Annotated in this window: 13 protein-coding genes; 8 read left to right on the top strand and 5 right to left on the bottom strand. The window is 70.9% G+C overall.

What is annotated here, in order from left to right; translation table 11 throughout:
- Positions 1-40: 40 nt before the first annotated feature.
- The 3 genes from CUT39_RS17045 to CUT39_RS17035 all read right to left on the bottom strand — a co-directional run bounded on the left by CUT39_RS17045 (position 41) and on the right by CUT39_RS17035 (position 3,825).
- Complete coding sequence (locus CUT39_RS17045; protein ID WP_157930777.1) at positions 41-1,819, bottom strand: potassium channel family protein; 1,779 nt, start codon at positions 1,817-1,819, stop codon at positions 41-43.
- A gap of 44 nt (positions 1,820-1,863) precedes the next feature.
- Positions 1,864-2,880, bottom strand: coding sequence for a GNAT family N-acetyltransferase (locus CUT39_RS17040; RefSeq protein WP_100448662.1), 1,017 nt, complete (start codon positions 2,878-2,880; stop codon positions 1,864-1,866).
- 75 nt (positions 2,881-2,955) lie between these two features.
- Entirely contained in the window at positions 2,956-3,825 is an 870-nt protein-coding gene (locus CUT39_RS17035; RefSeq protein WP_100448661.1) for a lytic transglycosylase domain-containing protein, read from the bottom strand.
- A gap of 427 nt (positions 3,826-4,252) precedes the next feature.
- On the opposite strand from CUT39_RS17035, the gene CUT39_RS17030 reads away from it, so the two are divergent.
- From CUT39_RS17030 to ccsB, 7 genes are read left to right on the top strand one after another with little or no spacing between them, the layout of a single operon-like run.
- Positions 4,253-5,884, top strand: coding sequence for an adenylate/guanylate cyclase domain-containing protein (locus tag CUT39_RS17030; RefSeq protein ID WP_332870163.1), 1,632 nt, complete (start codon positions 4,253-4,255; stop codon positions 5,882-5,884).
- Between the two features lie 21 nt (positions 5,885-5,905).
- Positions 5,906-7,204 carry a glutamate-1-semialdehyde 2,1-aminomutase gene (gene hemL / locus CUT39_RS17025; RefSeq protein ID WP_100448659.1) on the top strand — a complete coding sequence of 433 codons (1,299 nt, stop codon included), beginning with the start codon at positions 5,906-5,908 and terminating at the stop codon, positions 7,202-7,204.
- Complete coding sequence (locus CUT39_RS17020; RefSeq protein ID WP_100448658.1) at positions 7,201-7,854, top strand: histidine phosphatase family protein; 654 nt, start codon at positions 7,201-7,203, stop codon at positions 7,852-7,854. The genes hemL and CUT39_RS17020 overlap by 4 nt, the downstream gene beginning before the upstream one ends.
- A 2-nt stretch (positions 7,855-7,856) precedes the next feature.
- The gene (locus CUT39_RS17015) at positions 7,857-8,447 is read left to right on the top strand and encodes a TlpA family protein disulfide reductase (RefSeq protein WP_100448657.1); all 591 of its coding nucleotides are present in this window, start codon (positions 7,857-7,859) and stop codon (positions 8,445-8,447) included.
- Positions 8,444-9,199, top strand: coding sequence for a cytochrome c biogenesis CcdA family protein (locus CUT39_RS17010; RefSeq protein WP_100448656.1), 756 nt, complete (start codon positions 8,444-8,446; stop codon positions 9,197-9,199). Before CUT39_RS17015 ends, CUT39_RS17010 begins: the two co-directional genes overlap by 4 nt.
- A complete protein-coding gene (gene resB, locus CUT39_RS17005; RefSeq protein WP_232805803.1) occupies positions 9,196-10,767 on the top strand; it encodes a cytochrome c biogenesis protein ResB in 1,572 nt (523 codons plus the stop codon). Before CUT39_RS17010 ends, resB begins: the two co-directional genes overlap by 4 nt.
- Positions 10,764-11,732 carry a c-type cytochrome biogenesis protein CcsB gene (gene ccsB, locus CUT39_RS17000; RefSeq protein ID WP_198587231.1) on the top strand — a complete coding sequence of 323 codons (969 nt, stop codon included), beginning with the start codon at positions 10,764-10,766 and terminating at the stop codon, positions 11,730-11,732. Before resB ends, ccsB begins: the two co-directional genes overlap by 4 nt.
- Before the next feature lie 95 nt (positions 11,733-11,827).
- On the opposite strand, the gene CUT39_RS16995 is transcribed toward ccsB, so the two are convergent.
- Both CUT39_RS16995 and CUT39_RS16990 read right to left on the bottom strand, forming a co-directional pair.
- A complete protein-coding gene (locus tag CUT39_RS16995) occupies positions 11,828-12,691 on the bottom strand; it encodes an MHYT domain-containing protein (RefSeq protein ID WP_198587229.1) in 864 nt (287 codons plus the stop codon).
- A 120-nt stretch (positions 12,692-12,811) separates the two neighbouring features.
- The gene (locus CUT39_RS16990) at positions 12,812-13,624 is read right to left on the bottom strand and encodes an MHYT domain-containing protein (protein WP_100448652.1); all 813 of its coding nucleotides are present in this window, start codon (positions 13,622-13,624) and stop codon (positions 12,812-12,814) included.
- Positions 13,625-14,331: 707 nt separating this feature from the next.
- On the opposite strand from CUT39_RS16990, the gene CUT39_RS16985 reads away from it, so the two are divergent.
- Positions 14,332-17,385: a sensor histidine kinase gene (locus CUT39_RS16985; protein WP_198587227.1), complete on the top strand. Its 3,054-nt coding sequence runs from the start codon at positions 14,332-14,334 to the stop codon at positions 17,383-17,385.
- Position 17,386 lies beyond the last annotated feature (1 nt).

Below are 17,386 nucleotides of genomic sequence, written 5' to 3'. Positions count from 1 at the left end.
TTCAACGAGCGGGATACGCAGAAGTTGCGGCGGTCCCCCGTCAAGGTGGGGGCGCCTGGCCGTACAGACTGCGGTTCTGGACGTCCTTGTACCCGTCGCGGGTGGCCATCACCAGCAGCTTGTCGCCGGCCCGGATCCGGAAGGCCGCGTCCGGGTCCCACCTGACCCCCTCCGGGTCGCGCCTGACCGCCAGCAGCCGGTGCGAGCCCTGCACCGTGGCCTCGCGGGCCTCCGCGTCCCCCAGTGGCGCGCCCGGGGCGACCGTCACCTCCCCGATGTAGACCAGGTGCCCGCGCACGGGGATCACCTCGTGGATCTCGTCGTCGGTGAGGGCCGCCGCGAACGAGGCCGCGGCCACTTCCGGTGCGCTGTACGACCGGTGCTGCAGGGGGTCCCTGGGGCTCCGGCGCTTGTTCAACCTCCGCCGCACCAGTCTGGCGAAGTCGTCGCTGTAGATCCGCATCACCGTTCGCAGGCCCCGGTTGCACTCCAGGCCCGACAGCGCCGCCTCGAGGTTCGCCGAATCCTCGTTGGCCATCGCCACCAGCGAGAGGCAGTGATCGATATCGGCCTCCCGCAGCGTCTCCGGGCGGCTCGCGTCGCCGAGCAGCACCTGGGCCCCGACCGCGCGGGCGGCCTGGATGCCCACCGCGCGGCGGTCCTTCTCGATGGCCACCACCGGGATCCGCTCCTCCCGCAGATGCTCCACCACGCGCGTGCCGATGTTGCCGAGCCCGACCACGATCACGTGGTCCCGCACCGACTCGACGATCCGCCCCTCCGAGAGCGCGTAGCGCCGCGCCACCATCGCCTGCACGATCGCACCGGTGACGATCGGGATGATGAGTGAGCCGCTCATGACCACCACCCCGTGCGTGATCTTGACCGCCGCCGCCGACTCCAGGTCGGGGTCGATGCCGCCGCCGGCGATGAGCGTGATGATGTAGAGCGCGTCCCAGCCGTTCTCGACCGGGTTGACGCGGCTGCTGAAATGCGCCAGCGACCAGATTCCGGCCGACATGATCGCGATCAGCGCCAGCGCCGCGATCCGCAGCTTGGTGTCGACCGCCCGGCGCAGCCCGTTCTCGGTCCGCCGCAGGAACCGCAGCACGGTCCCGGGTTTGGAGCGGAAGCGGCGCCGCTTCCGCTCGGGCACCAGGCACAGCACCCGCACCGACTCCTCGGGATTCTCCGAGATCATCTCCACGCCGCCGCCGTTGCCGCTCGCCACCACCCACTGCGCCCCCGCGCGCGGGTCGGGCTCACGTTCGAGGTACAGGCGCCGGTCCCAGATGTCCATCTCGCCGGGCGGGATCTGCCCGAGCGCGGCGGCCCCGTAGGTGCGGGCGACCATGTCGGCGTCGGACTCCACGTACACGCCCTCGTCCAGCAGCAGCTTGATCCGGTCGCGCAGTTGCCGGTTGTACATCCTGATGACGAGCTTGGGGAGGGTCTCGTCGGCCAGGTCGTACGACATCTCGCGGATCTTCAGCGCCAGGTGCAGGTTGCCGACGTCGTTCTGATCCATCAGCGCCACCGCGTAGGCCTCGATGAGGCCGGCGTCCCGGATGGTCTCGGCGGTGATCCGGGCGCGCTCGAAGACCTCCAGGGAGGGCGAGCGCGAGGCCCACCGGCGGATCTCCTCGCGCTGCCCGCCCGGCCCGGGACCGATGATCACCATGACCCGGTAGCCGTACCGCTTGATGAGGTTGTCGATGAACCGCAGCGTCAGCCGGTTGTCGCCGACGACGATGATCAGTCGTTCGGGCGGGCTCCCGTTGTCGCCCTTCCGATCGGGGGGCAATGTATTGGGGTGCATACAGGCAGTCTAAGGACGGGGCGCCAGCGGCGCTCGCCCGCGAGTCACCGCCCCAGCCGCTCCAGCAGCGCGTCCACGTCGGTCTCGTAGTCGTACCAGTCGACGTCGTGGACGAAGCCGAGCTCGGAGTTGATCCACCGGACGTCGTCGGCGGCCTCCATCGTCCAGGTCTGGACGTCGACCAACTGCGGCTCGGCCCGCCGCAGCTCGGTCAGCAGCCGGGCCTTCATCGACATCGCCAGCCCGTACGAGCGGTGGGCGGGGTCGACGACGGTGTCGTACTGGTCGGCCCGGGTCGGCCGCTGCGCGGCCACCACCAGCTCGGTGAGTCCGACGACGGTGCCGTACGGCTCGGAGAGGGCCACGACGATGTGGGAGCGCATGCCGCGGCGGTTCAGGGTGGTCAGCGAGTCGCGCAGCCGGTCGGCCTGCGCCGATCCGCGCCACTCGGGCACCACCGCCACGTCGTCGCTGGCGCGCAGGTTCGCCTTGACCGCCGTGTACGAGTCCAGCAGCCGCTCGGGCACGCCTCCGGCGTGGTATTCGAGCCGGTAGCCGGCGGCCAGGCGTCCGGCCGCGAGCTCGATCTTCTCCCAGTCGATCTCGGTCCACCGCAGCAGGTGCCGCTGCTCGACCACGGCCCGCTCGAAGCCCATCCGGTCGTAGAAGCCCACCGCCGGGGTGGTGGCGATGACCTCGACCGACAGGGACCGGCAGCCGTGCGCGGAGGCGCATTCGGCGACCGCTCCCAGCAGTGCCTTGCCGACGCCCCGGCCGCGGGCGCTGGGGCGGGTCGACATCTCGATCACCCCGGTGCCGGCCTGCTCGCCGCCGAACATGATGAGGCCGGCGTGCCCGATCAGGTCGCCGTCGTCGTCGCGGTAGAGGAACACCAGCCGCTCGTCGTCCGGGAGCGTGGCGGTGAGGTAGTCGTGCAGCCGCTCGGTTCGCCAGCGGGGCTCGCCCGGCATATCTGCGGCGGTCATGTCATTGAGCACCGAACACCAGTCGCGGATGTCGTCGGCCGTCATCTCGCCTGGAGCGAGCTGCTTCAGGGGCATCTTTTATCCTTACCCGATTTCGTCACCGCACGAAACCCCCAAGTTACCCGGTGGGGCAACCGAGGGGGCGGGCGGTCAATGCTGCGTGCTCTTCGCGCCGTAGTCGTCGGCGCGGTCGTAGACCTTCTGCACGTACTCCTCGACGGGGTTGTAGCTGTGGACGGCGGCGTACCAGTCGGCCGGATCGGTCAGGTCGCGGCCGCCGGTGCACAGGTAGTCGGCCGCGGCGGTGGTGGCATCGTCGATGTTGTGGGGGTCGGCCGCGCCGTCGCCGTTGCCGTCGGCGCCCCACTCGTCCCAGGTCTCGGTCATGAACTGCATCGGGCCCTGCTCGTTGTGCTCGGGTCCGACGATCGGACTCAGCGTGCCGCCGTCGGCGGTGATGCGGTTGCCGTCGACGGTCCCGTGGTCGGACTCGGTGGCCCCGATGCCGGCCAGGGTCGTCCACGACAGGTTGCAGCCGGGGTTCTGGTAGGCCGAGACCAGCTCGGCGCGCCCGTAGGCGAGCAGGGCGCGCTGGGGGATGCCGAGGAACTCCAGGCTCTGCGCCCAGCCGTCGAGATCCTCGGCGGCCTGCTGGGTGGCCTCCTCGGTGGGGTCGCCGCCGGCGGCGTCGATCGGGTCGATGCCGGTGTCGGTCTCTGCCGGGAGGCCGGGGTCGGGGGCGTCCTCGGGGGTCAGGAACAGGGGGCGCTCCTCGGGCTCCGGCGACGGTTCGACGCCGAACGACCAGGCCGGACCGGCCCCGGGGACGACGTGGTAGCCGGCCGTGAGCGCGCCGGCGAGGACCGTCGCCGTCACCGCGCATTTGACCGCGAGGCGTCCGACGGGGGAGCGGAGCCACCGGGCGCAGCCGCGCACGCCGCGACCGAACCCTTTGAGCGCCTTCCACGGCAGCGACGCGAGTCGGCGGAGGAGCAGTGCGAACCACACGGAGGCGAACATTCCTTTCCTGTCGCTACGGCAGCGACGGGAGCAAGTATCTGTCATGGAGCGGTGCGGGCGGCGCTGAAGGTGGGAGTGGGCCCCGCCCGCGGGGAAAGCCACGCTGAAGGCGAGTATTCCCTATATGCCATCCCCCGGGCAACGCTCGACCGCGAACAATTCTGTTTCCAGGCCGCTACCAGCGGCGTTCATGATCGTTTTCCTAGAGGATCGACGGTGGCCACGAGCCGCCCGGAGCGAACCCGCGGGCGAATTCGCCTCCCCTGCCGCGCCTGGGCGCGACCGAGCCAGCCGTGCGGCGTCTGAATGCCCATCACATCCGGTAACCGACTGAGATGGGGGAGACATTGTGAGGCCGCTGGGTTGTGCCCGCGCACCAGCGCGCCATGGCCCGGCATACGGGGGCTGAACGAAAGTTGATCGACACGTGGATACGACTACCGCTATAACGGCACCGCATACTACACAGACGGCTCATCGGACACTGACCGCAGATTTGCTCCCCGCCGGTGACGTGACGTTCATGTTCACCGACATTGAAGGATCCACCCGCCTCGCCTCGGGCCTGGGCGCCGAGCCCTACCGGATCGTGCTGCACCGCCATCGGGCGCTCATCCGGGAGGTCCTCCGGACGCACCAGGGCACCGAGATCGAAACCGAGGGTGATTCGTTCTTCGTCGTCTTCGCCGACGCCGCCGACGCAGCCGGCGCCGCCGTGGAGATCCAGGCGGCCCTGCGCCGGGCCCCGTGGCCCGACCTGGGTCTGGAACGCGGTCCGATCCGCCCCCGCGTGCGCGTGGGACTGCACACCGGCGAGGCCTGGCCTTCGGCCGGGGGCTACGCCACCCCCGAGGTCCACCGGACCGCCCGCATCTGCGCCGCCGCCCACGGCGACCAGATCCTCGGCTCGGCCCAGTTCGCCTCCGCCGCCTGCCTCGGCCCGCAGCGACTGGAGCGACTGGGCTACTTCGAACTGCGCGGACTGCCGGGCACCACCGAGCTGGTGCAGTTGACCGCGCCGGACCTGCCGGCCGAGTTCCCGCCGCCGCCGATCCGGCCGCTGCGGCACAATCTCCCGGCCGATCTGAAGCCTCCGGTGGAACGGCCCGGCGAGCACCGCGAGCTCGACCGGGCCTTCGCCGGCCACCGCCTGGTGACCGTCACCGGGCTCGACGGTTGCGGCAAGACCACCTTGGTGCGGGCCTGGGCCAGGGGCCGCGTGCCGCTGCATCCCGACGGCGTCTGGTACTGCCGCCCCGGTGACGACCTCGGGGCGTCCCTGCTCGAGGCCATCGGCAAGCGGCCGGATCAACTGCGGCACCCCATCGAGACCGCCGTCGACCACCTCCGGGGCCGCGAGGCCCTGCTGGTGCTGGACGACGTCGACCGCTCGCACGCCTGGGCGGTGGAGAAGCTCCTGCGCGAATGCCACCGGCTGAACGTACTGGCCGCCGGCATCCGGCCCCTGGAACTGCCCGGCGAGGCCAAGCGGGCGCTCCAGTTGCCGCCGGTCGAGGTCGCCGCGGCGATGCTCGCCGGGTTCTGCGAGGAACGGGGCGCCGCCTGGAGCGCCGCCGACTGCCGCGCCCTGGCCGCCGCCGTCGAGGGCTTCGTGCCGGCCCTGCGGCCCCTGGCCGACGTCACCGCCTTCAGCTCCCCGGCCGCGGCCCTGCGGCGGTTGCGGGAGCACCCGGTGGCCACCCTCGACTCCGCCGGCGGCTTCCAGGCCGCCGTCGACGAGGCGGTCGGTCTCATCTCCGGCCCGGCCCAGGCGGTCCTGCTCGAGCTGGCCGCCCGCGGCGGCGGGGCCACCGTCGACGAGGTACTCGACCTGTGCCGGCAGCGCGACGGCAGCCTGGAGGCCCTGGTGGAGCTGGTCGACGTGGCCCTGGTGGTGATCGAGCGGCCCACGATGGAGCAGGCCCTCTACCGCGTCCCGAGACCGCTGCGGTGGCTGCTGTGCGGTCCGGGAGCCGAGTCCCGCCAGTTGCCGGTCAGTCTCGCCCGGCGCCTGGTGAACGCGGTCAAGGCCGAAACCGGCTTGGTGAAGAGCCGCTGACCCGTGTGAGAGGCTGAGGCCGTGTCGGACAAGAATGCGCAGCAGCACACGACCTCAGCCGCCTTGAACGAGCGCGCCTCCCGGGTCATCCCCGGGGGCGTGAACTCGCCGGTCCGCGCCTTCGGGGGCGTGGGCGGCGAGCCGGTCTTCATCGCCGACGCCTCGGGCGCGCGCATGCGCGACGTCGACGGCAACTCCTACCTCGACCTGGTGGGATCGTGGGGGCCGCTCGTCCTCGGCCACGCCCACCCCGAGGTGGTCGCGGCGGTCACGCGGGCCGCCGGGAAGGGCACCTCCTACGGGGCCCCGACCCTCGGCGAGATCGAGCTCGCCGAACAGATCGTCGGCCGCACCCCCTGCGAGAAGGTCCGCCTGGTCTCCTCCGGCACCGAGGCGACCATGAGCGCCGTCCGGCTCGCCCGCGCCGCCACCGGCCGCGACGCGGTCCTCAAGTTCGCCGGCTGCTACCACGGCCACGCCGACTACTTCCTGGCCGCCGCCGGCTCCGGCGTCGCCACCCTCGGCCACCCCGACTCGCCCGGCGTCCCCGAGACCGCGACCGCCGAGACCGTCGTGGTCCCCTACAACGACCTCGCCGCGGTGGAGGCGGCCTTCGAGGCCCACCCCGGGCGCATCGCCGCGGTCGTCACCGAGGCGATCCCCGGCAACATGGGCGCGGTCGCCCCGGCCGACGGGTTCAACGAGAAGCTGTTCGACCTCGCCCACGCCCACGGGGCGCTGCTGGTCTCCGACGAGGTCATGACCGGCTTCCGCGTCGGCCCCGGCGGCGTGGCCGCCCCCGCCGACCTCTACACCTACGGCAAGGTCATGGGCGGCGGACTGCCGGCCGCGGCCTTCGGCGGCCGCGCGGACCTGATGGACCGCATCAGCCCGGCCGGGCCCGTCTACCAGGCCGGGACGCTCTCGGGCAACCCGCTGGCCGTCGCCGCCGGCCTCGCCACGCTCCGGCTGCTCGACGAGGCCGCCTACCGCAAGCTCGACGCCACCGCCGCCGAGATCCAGCGCCTCGCCGGCGAGGCCCTCACCAAGGCCGGCGTCCCCCACCGCGTCTCGGCCCCGGCCAACCTGTTCAGCGTCTTCTTCGGCGAGCGCCCGGTCCGGAACTTCGACGACGCCGCCGCCCAGGACACCGAGGCGTACGGCGCGTTCTTCCACGCCATGCTCGAAGCCGGCGTCCACCTCCCGCCGAGCGCCTTCGAGTGCTGGTTCGTGTCGACCGCGATCGACGAGGAAGCCCTGTCACACCTCGCACAGGCGCTGCCACGCGCCGCAGAAGCGGCCGCTAGGGTGCGGTCATGAGCGGCTCGAAGACCATCGTCCACCTGCTGCGCCACGGCGAGGTCCACAACCCGGACGGCGTCCTCTACGGCCGGCTGCCGGGCTACACCCTGTCCGACCTCGGCCGCGAGATGGCCCTCGCCGCCGCCGAGAAACTCGCCGGCCGCGACGTCGTCCACGTCGGCTGCTCGCCGCTCCAGCGCGCCCGGGAGACCGCCGAGCCCATCGCGGCCTCCCACCGCATGGACGCCACCGTCTACGACGACCTCATCGAGGCCGACAACTCCTTCGAGGGCCTCCGCGTCGGAGTCGGCGACGGGGCCCTGGGCCGGCCCAGGTACTGGTGGCGTATGCGCGACCCGTTCAAGCCCTCCTGGGGCGAGCCCTACGTCGACATCGCCCGCCGCATGATGCGCGCGGCCCAGGCCGCCCGCGAGGCCGCCGAAGGCTCCGAGGCCGTCCTGGTCAGCCACCAGCTCCCGATCTGGACCCTCCGCCGCTTCGCCGAGCGCAAGCGGCTCTGGCACGACCCGCGCCGCCGCGAATGCGGCCTGGCCTCGCTGACCAGCCTCGTGTTCGAAGGCACCGGCATCGAGCGGGTCGAATACTCCGAACCCGCGGCCTACCTGGTGCTCAAGTCCGAGACCGCTAAGCGGGCCAAGGGCGCCTGACGATGGGTCTCCAGCGACGGGCACTGCTGGCGGCGGCGCCGCTCGCGGTCCTCGCCGCCTGCTCCGACGACGGGGCCGACCCCAACCGGGTCAACCAGATCAACCGCGACCGGTTCGTCTCCGGCGACGGCTCCAACTACCGGTGGGAGGACCCCGCCGACCGCCCCGAGGCCCCGCACGTCTCCGGCCGTTCCCTCGACGGCGAACCGCTCGACACCGCCGACTGGGCCGGATCGGTCATCGTGATGAACTTCTGGGGCTCGTGGTGCCCGCCCTGCCGCACCGAGGCCCCGTTCCTCGCCGAGGCCGCCGAGCACTTCCGGAGCGAACCGGTCGAGTTCGTCGGCGTCAACATCCGCGACACCGTCGACGCCGCCCAGGCGTTCGAGCGCCGCTACGGCATCGAGTACCCGTCCTTCAACGACGCCGGCGGCGAGATCGCCCTCCAGTTCGTCCACTACGACATCTCACCGACCACGATCCCGGTCACCTTCGTCATCGACGCCGAGAACCGCATCTTCAGCGTCTGGCGGGAAGACTTCCAGGACGCCGAGACCCTCATCGCCGACGTCAACAAGGTGCTGGAGCCGTGACCTACGCGCAGACCGGCTTCGCCGAGACCGCCGCCTCCGGTCCCCTGCTGGCGGCCTTCGGCGTCGCGGCCCTGGCCGGACTGGTCTCCTTCGCCTCCCCCTGCACCCTCCCGCTCATGCCCGGCTACGTCTCCTACGTGACCGGGATGTCCGGCACCGATCTGGCCGAAGGCGGCAGGCGCGGCCGCGTCCTGGCCGGCTCGGTCCTCTTCGTCGGCGGCTTCACCGCCGTCTACACCACCGTGGTCTTCGCCCTCCAGACCGCCGGGCGCGCCCTGCTGACCAACATCTCCGCGCTCGAAACCGCCGTCGGGATCTTCATGATCGCCATGGGACTCATGTTCATCGGCCTGGTCCCGCTCGGCCGCGGCTTCGCGCCCCGCTGGAGGCCCGCGGTCGGCCTCGCCGGAGCCCCCCTCTTCGGCGCGGTCTTCGCCCTGTCCTGGATCCCCTGCACCTCACCGGTGCTGGCCGCCATCACCGGCCTCGCGGTCATCCAGGACGGCACCGCCCGCGGCGTGGGCCTCATGATCGCCTACTGCGCCGGGCTCGGCCTGCCGTTCGTGCTCTTCGCGGTCGGGTTCCGGCGGCTGGCCGGAACGATGGGCTTCATCAAGCGGCACGGCCGCGCGATCGCCGTCGCCGGCGGCACCATGCTCATCGCCGTCGGACTCATGCTCGCCACCGGGGCCTGGACCGAGTTCACCAACTGGCTGCGCGCCACCGTCGGTGCAGGGGAGATCTGGATTTGACCGCAAGAACCGCCCGCCCCCTCCGCTCCTTCGGCCGACGCTGGTGGCACCAGCTCACCTCCATGCGCACCGCGCTGCTGCTCCTACTGGCCCTCGCCCTGGCCGCCATCCCCGGCTCCACCTTCCCCCAGCGCTCCATCAGCCCCACCGACGTCGACGCCTACTACGAGCGCCACCCCGACCTCGCTCCGGTCCTCGACCGGCTCTGGGCCTTCGACGTCTACACCAGTCCCTGGTTCTCCGCGATCTACCTGCTGCTGGTGGTCAGCCTCGTCGGCTGCATCCTCCCGCGCCTGGCCGCCCACCTCAGGGCCCTCCGCGCCGCCCCGCCCGACGCGCCGAAGCGGATGGACATCCTGCCCTACCACCGCCGCCTCGAGGTCCCGGCCGACCGCAACCGCGCCCGCGCCGCCCTCGAACACCACCGCTTCCGCGCCGTCGAACGCGAACACGACGACGGCACCGTCACCATCGCCGCCGAAAAGGGCCACCTCCGCGAATCCGGCAACCTCCTGTTCCACGCCAGCATCATCCTCATCCTCGCCGGCGTCGCCGTCGGCAGCCTCTTCAGTTGGTACGGCAACCGCATCCTCTCCGAAGGCGAGCAGTTCGCATACTGCAACAACCTCCAGCAGTACGACGAATACGGCCTCGGCGCCTACGTCGAGGAGACCGGCCTGCCCCGGTTCTGCATCCGGCTCGACGACTTCGAAGCCGAGTTCACCGACGGCGGGCCCACCGCCTACGACGCCGAGATCACCTACACGCACCAGGGCGACACCGGCACCTACGACCTGCGCGTCAACCACCCGCTCAACATCGACGGCGCCAACGTCTTCCTCATCGGACACGGCTACACCCCGGTGGCCACCTACACCGACCGCCACGGCAACACCTTCGAGACCCACCAGCCGTTCCTGGCCATGGACGACGCGCTCAACTCCGAAGGCGCCTTCAAGTTCCCCGACGCCGGCTTCGACCACGAGACCGGGCGCGTCGACCCCGGCGCCGAAACCGGCTTCGACGCCGTCCTCGTGCCCACCTTCGACGACTCCACCGGGATGCTGCTGGGCGCCCGACCCGAGCTCGGCAACCCGGTGCTCGCCCTGACCGCCTACCAAGGCGACCTCGGCATGGGCGACGGCCTGCCCGAGTCGGTCTACAACGTCGACGAGGACCAGATCGCCTCCGGCGACCTCGAGAAACTCAACGACGAGGTCGAGGTCATCGGCCTCGGCGACACCATGGAGCTGCCCGACGGCTCCACCCTCACCTTCGACGACGTCGAGCAGTACGCCGTCCTCCAGGTCCGCCACGACCCCGGCGGCCCCATCGTGCTCGCCGGCGCGCTGGTGCTGCTCGTCGCCCTGCTGCCCGCCCTCATCGTGCGGCGCCGCCGGTACTGGATCCGCTGGAACCCCGACGGCACCTCCGAGGTCGCCGGCCTCAACCGCAACGACTACGACGGCCTGGCCGCCGAATGCGACGAGCTCACCGCCGACGTCGCACCCGCCGAACCGCCCCGAACCAGAACCGACTCCGAAGACGCCATTGGGAGCACCTCATGACCGGAGCAGCAGCGGCGAACGCCATGTTCGTCGCCACCATCCTCGTCTACGCTGCGGCGATGTTCGCCTACGCCCTCGAATACGCCTTCGACAAGCGCGCCCCCGAACGCTCCGAGGCCCTCATGGCCGCCGGCGGCGAGGGCACCGACGGCGGCACGTTCGCGGACTCCCCGTCCGAAGCCCCGGTCAGCCCGGCCGCCGCCCGCGGTGCCGGACGGATCGGGATCGCCCTGACCTATCTCGGCACCGCCGTCCTGGCCGCCTCGATCATCACCCGCCTCATCTACACCGGACGGTGGCCGTGGGGCAACATGTTCGAGTACACCGTCGGAGTCGCGCTGGCGGGCATGGTCACCTGGCTGGTGCTGGTGCAGGCCGGACACGTCCCGCGCCGCCTCGGCCTGTTCGCGACCTTCGCGGTGACGATGGTGCTCGGCACCTCGGTCCGGGTCTACACCGAGGCCGGCCCGCTGGTCCCGGCCCTGGACTCCTACTGGATCGTCATCCACGTCACCGCCGCGGTCGTCGCCTCCGGCATCCTGCTCATCGGCTGCGTCTTCGCGATCCTGCACCTGCTCAAGCGTCGACTCGACCGGCGGATCTCCGACGGGAAGACGGCGCGGTTCCCGCTCACCGTGGCCGAGCGGCTGCCGGCCGCGGCTGTCCTGGAGCGCCTGACCTTCAAGATCCACGTGTTCGCCTTCCCGCTGCTGACGTTCGGCATCTTCGCCGGAGCGGTGTGGGCGCACTTCGCGTGGGGCCGCTACTGGGCCTGGGACCCCAAGGAGGTCTGGGCGTTCATCGCCTGGGTCGTCTACGCCGCCTACCTGCATGCGCGCGTCTCCGGCAGGTCCGCCCGGTCGCACGCCCCGTGGCTCGCCGTCCTCGGCTACGCGGTCATGCTGTTCAACCTCACCGCCGTGAATCTGGTCTTCCCGGGGCTGCATTCCTACGCCGGAGTCTGAGGCCGACCCGCACGGCCGAGTGCGTTGCGTGACTACCCGTATATATAAGGCATGGCCCGGGGGCGGCGCCGCGGCGCCGCCCCCGGGCCGGCGCTTCAGCGCCGGGCGCGGTCCGAGGCCGGATCGGGCCGGTCCCCGGGCGGAGGCGCGTAGTGCGGGTGGGGCGAGGGGCGGTCCACTTGCGGCGAAAGCGGGGCGAGGTCGTTCGGTTCGGGAGGCGGCGGGTCGGGCTCGAGGCCGAGCCGCTCGCGCCGCGACGCGGGCCTCGGCGCGCTTCCCATGAGCGCGAACAGCAGCACGATGATCACGACGGTCGCCACGCCGAGGATCGGCAGGATCAGCATGATGGGGTCGATCCCGTCGACGGCGCCTCGGCCCTGGTCGAACAGCGTCACTTGCACGCCGGCCATGCCGGTGTAGTGCATGCCCGAGATCGCCGCGGCCATCACGACGGACGCGGCGGAGTGCCACCGCCAGCCGTCTAGGTACATCCCGCAGGCCAGCGCCGCGGTGGCGGCGACGACCGCGATCACGACCGAGGCCCAGAAGTAGCCGCGCTCGTGGGCGATCTCGCCGGAGATGTTGATGGCCGCCATGCCCGAGTAGTGCATGAACACCACGCCGAGACCGGTGAGGGGGCCGGCCATGAGGATCTTCGCGACGGTGTTGCGCCGCCCCATGCCGGCCACGACCAGTCCGAAGAAGACCGAGGCGATCGACACCGCCAGGCTCAGGAACGTGATCGCCGGGTCGTAGGCGATGTCGGACTCGGTGACTTGGAAGCCGATCATGGCGGTGAAGTGCATCATCCAGATCGCGGTGCCGCCCAGCGCGAACGAGGCCAGCGCGATCCAGCGCAGGCGCTGGGCGAAGGACCTGACCGTGCCGGTGTGGCGGCGGGCCTGGGCCATGCACATCAGGGCCAGCAGCGACCCGGCGTACGCGAATCCGAATGCCATGATGGGATTTATCCAGCCGTAAGCAAAGTGACTCACGTGGTCCATGCGCGGTCTTCCTCCCCAGGTCGCCGCCAGTGTGTGGATTGTTGCGCTTGTGTGGTTTTTCGGAACGCTATCCGACTACAGCCCGGTGCCGTTCGCCAGACGGACAGTAGAGTTGCCCGACACGTCCCGATCGTCTCGGTAGTCCAGATTGGGTGCACTGAGCACGCAGAACACCAGGCCGACGATCGCCACCATCGCCAGCAGCAGGATCGGCAGCATGAGCACGAGCGGGCTCAGCCCCTGCACGGGACCGCCGGTCGTCTCCTCGACGCTGACGGCGGCCATGCCGGTGTAGTGCATCCCCACCACGGCCACGCTCATCACGGTCGCGGCGAGCGCCATGGTGCCGTGCCGGTCGACGACCGTTGTGAAGCGCAGGGCCACGGTGGCCGCGACGACGGCGATCGCCACCGACGCCGCCACCAGCCTGGAGTCGTAGGAGATCGTGCCGGAGGTGGAGATCGCGGCCATGCCGGTGTAGTGCATGCCCACCACGCCCGCGCCGCAAACGAGGCCGCCGAGGATCAGGCGCGGCCAGCCGGCGTGGGTGGTTCCGGAGATGAACACTCCGATGCCGACGGCGGTGACCGCCAGGCCGAAGGAGGCGATGGTCAGGGTCACGTCGTAGCCGATGTCGGAACCGACCACCGTGAAGCCGATCATGGCGGTGAAGTGCATCATCCAGATGCCGACTCCTCCGATGGCCAAGGAGGCCAAGAGGACCCAGCGGATGCGGCCGGCCAGGTCGGTGGCGGCGCGTGCGTAGCGGGCGGCGGACAGTCCGAGGAACGAACCGGCGGCCGCGAAGGCTAGGCCCATTGCCGGGTTGAGCCAGCCGTAGGTGAAGTGGTCGTGGTCCAAGGTGGCAGCCAGGTACTGCGGATCCATTTGATGAGGCCTCCTGAAGGGTCAGTTCAACGATGGGGGTACTTCGTGGGGATCTGTCGCACAGGCTGTGCGAGTCTTTGCACGGATTTGCTCCGCATATGGGCGATATGGTGTCATGTTCAGGAATGGTGATTCCTGAGGGGTTGTCGCACTCCGGCGAGGTGAACGCCGGGTTGACCAGGGCTGTCGCCGATCGCCGGGAGTCGGCGACCGCCCTCGGGGCGTCGCGAGGGGAGTCCGAATAGGTCATTCACGGACGGTCATCGGACGCTCGGTAGCGTGAGGACGCCTCGCCCCGCCGCCCGCCGTGACACCGCGGTTCAGCTCGTCCGTGCGGGTCGACTTGCCGCCCGAAGAGCTGAATACGCCCTATGCATGTGTCCGAAATTATGCGGTTTAGGGCGAATGGACCCGTAGCGCGGTGTGTAACGTGGCCGGTTGGGGAACTCCAGTACGCCCCTGGATTTCGGAGCGCACTTTCGTCATGATGGAATCTGCTGGGCTTCACATGCCGACCCGGCCGCCCCGAGCGGCCGGACGGCAGCCGGCGCGCGCCGCCGGCCCGAAACAGCACCGGCCCCAATGCCCGGCGCCGGTCTGAACAGAGGACCACCCCAGGAGGCTAGACAAAGGTGAGCAAGCGCAGCTCGAACCGAGCGGGTTCAGCGGCTCGACGAGGCCCGTTGGGCATGCCCCGCATCGCCGACATGCGAATCAGGTCCAAGCTGGGCCTGATTCTCCTGGTACCGCTCCTAGTCCTCGTCGCAGTCGCCGGGCTCCGCCTCTACGACCTGGCCGATCGCGTCTTCGAATCCGACGACATGGTGAGCCTGGTGGAGTTCAACACCGTCACCGCCGAGCTGCGCTACGAGCTCCAGCGCGAGCGCAGCCTCATCGTCACCTACCTGCGCAAGGACGACGGGCACGTCGAGGGCATCGACCCCGAGGAGTACGAACTCGACGACATCCAGGCCCAGGCCAGGCTGACCGACGACGCGCTGGAGGCATTCGAACAGAGCGCCGGCCAGTTGCCGAACCTGTCCGACGACATCTCCAACCGCATCGCCGCGGTCGACACCCAGTACGAGAGCCTGCTGCAGATCCGGACCGCCGCCGAGGAGAACCCGCTCCACACCTCGATCGACGCGACCTCCCGCGTCTACCAGCGCCTGGTCGGCGAGCTGGTCACGATCACCGACATCTCCGCCCGTATCGTCAACGACCCGGAGATCGCCCGTCAGCTCCAGGCCATCGCCTCCGCCACCATCGTCCTGGAGCAGATGGAGGAGGAGCGCGCGATCGCGATCAACGTCGGCGACGGCAACAACTTCCTCAACACCACCCGCTGGACGAGCTTCATCTCCTTCTCCGAACTGCGGGTGAGCGCCGAGAACGAGTTCAAGACCATCGCCAACCGCGACGAGCAGCTCGCATTCTTCTACCGCTCCGGCGGCCTGGCCACCGAGGAGGCCCGCCCCGCGCTCGACTTCGAGGCCCAGACCGTCGGCGGCGGCACCAGCGCACCGCTGTCGGTCGACGCCGAGATCGTCTCCGCCTACGACGCGATCCTGGACAACGGCCTGACCTACATCGACAACGAGTCCGCCGAAGTGCTCAGCCAGGCCCGGTCCGACCGCGACTCGCAGATCTTCCAGCTCCTGCTCGAGGCCATCCTCATCCTGGCCGCGTTCGTCATCGCGACCGTGATCGCCCTGATCATCGCCCGGAACATGGCCAGCGGGCTGCGGCGCCTCCGCGAGGGTGCGCTGGACGTGGCGCACGTCGGCCTGCCGCAGGCGGTGGCCCAGATGCGCGACACCGAGACCATCGCCGGGCGGACGCCCGACGAGGTCGCCGCCGAGACCGGCGAGGCGATCGACATCGAACAGCGCGACGAGATCGGCAACGTGGCGCACGCGTTCAACATCGTCCACACCGAGGCGATCCGCATCGCCGCCGAGCAGGCGGCCCTGCGGGCCAACGTCTCGCAGATGTTCATCAACCTCGCCCGGCGCTCCCAGAACCTGGTCGACCGGCTCATCGGCCACCTCGACCACCTGGAGCGCGGCGAGGAGAACCCCGACCGCCTGGCCGAACTCTTCCAGCTCGACCACCTGGCGACCCGAATGCGGCGCAACGACGAGAACCTGCTGGTGCTGGCCGGTGCCGACTCCACCCGCCAGGAGCGGCACCCGGCGCCTATCGGCGACATCCTGCAGGCCGCCCAGTCCGAGGTGGAGCAGTACACCCGCATCGAGTTCGGCCAGGTCGACGCCCAGCGGGAGGTCAAGCCGGCCGCCGTCAACGACCTGGTGCACCTGATCGCCGAGCTGATGGACAACGCCACCGCGTTCTCCCCGCCGGAGTCGGCGGTCATCGTCACCGCCGACCAGATGCGCACCGCCGAGAACCCGACCGGCGCGGTCCGGATCCGCATCATCGACTCCGGCATCGGCATGCCCGAGGCCCAACTGGAGGAGATCAACCGCCAGCTCGGCGAGACCGCCGACGTCATCGACCTGGCCTCCTCGCGGATGATGGGCCTGGTCGTGGTCGCCCGCCTGGGCAAGCGCCACAACGTCGGCGTCGAGCTGCGGCCCGGCGACCAGCGCGGTATCGTCGCCGAGCTCGTCCTCGGCGAGGCGGTCCTGTCCGAGCCGCGGCTGCCCGAGCGCGGACAGCCCGACAGCGGCGAGACCATGGGGCTGGACCGCGAGCGCGGTCCCCGCGGCGAGCTGCTGGCGAACGACACCGGTTCCCTGCCGCGGGTCCCCGAGAGCCCGGCCGGGCTGTTCGACACCGTCGCCCCGCAGGGCGGGCCGCAGTCGCCGCCGCAGCAGCAGGAGCGCCCGCCGTCGTTCCGGCCGCCGGAGCCGACCGCACCGCCGCAGCAGCCGCCTCCGGCGCCTCAGCCGACCCCGCACAGCGAGCCGCGCACCGGGGAGTACTCGACGCAGACCGGGCATGAGCCGGGCTTCATGTTCCGGCCCGGCGGGCTGACCGAGGAGCCCCGCCCCAACGGCAAGGTCATGGAGGTCACCGGCGAGATCGTCTCGTCCGAGCACGTGGCGCTGCCGAAGATCCAGCTCGAGGCCGCCCCGCAGCCGGAGGAGAACGCGCCGCCGTCGTGGCCCGACGCCGCCGCGGGGTCCGGTACCGAGGCGCCGCGCAAGACGATGCGGTCCGACCGGGTGTCGGCGGTCGACGCCACGACCGAGCTGCCGATATTCCGCGAGGTCGAGTCGGCCTGGTTCAAGGCGGTCACGCCTGCTCCGAAGCCGGTCGAGGAGCCCTCCGCGAGGGTGGCGGACGAGCCCGGGCCGCGGTACGGTGATGGCTCAAGTGCGAGCGGATCACCCGCTTCGGCTTGGGACGACTCCTCCCAGTCTCCGCAGCCCACGGAAGGCGCGACCATGCACAGCCCGCCCCCGAGCGCCGAGCCGCCCGAGCCGGCTAGCCGGCCCGGCCCCGAACGGCGGCGCCTGCAGACCGATGAATCCGAATCAGACTCGTCATATGCCTGGCGCACCGCCGCCGACGACGGCTGGAGCCGGGTCAACGACGCCTTCGCCGAGCCGGCAGATGAAACCACCTCGGCGGGGCTCCCCAAACGCCGCCCCATGGAACGCCTCGTTCCGGGCGGTGTTGAGGAGACGCAGGAGACCGTCAGCGCGCAGAAGCGCAACCCCGAAGGCATTCGGGGACTGCTGTCGGCCTATCACCGCGGGGTGCAGCGAGGACGTGGCAATGATGGGAACTGAC

The sequence above is a fragment of the Glycomyces xiaoerkulensis genome, from assembly GCF_002798405.1.
GTDB lineage: Bacteria > Actinomycetota > Actinomycetes > Mycobacteriales > Micromonosporaceae > Glycomyces > Glycomyces xiaoerkulensis.
The sequence above is the reverse complement of the archived record's forward strand: the minus strand, read 5'-3'. Positions and strand labels throughout refer to the sequence as shown.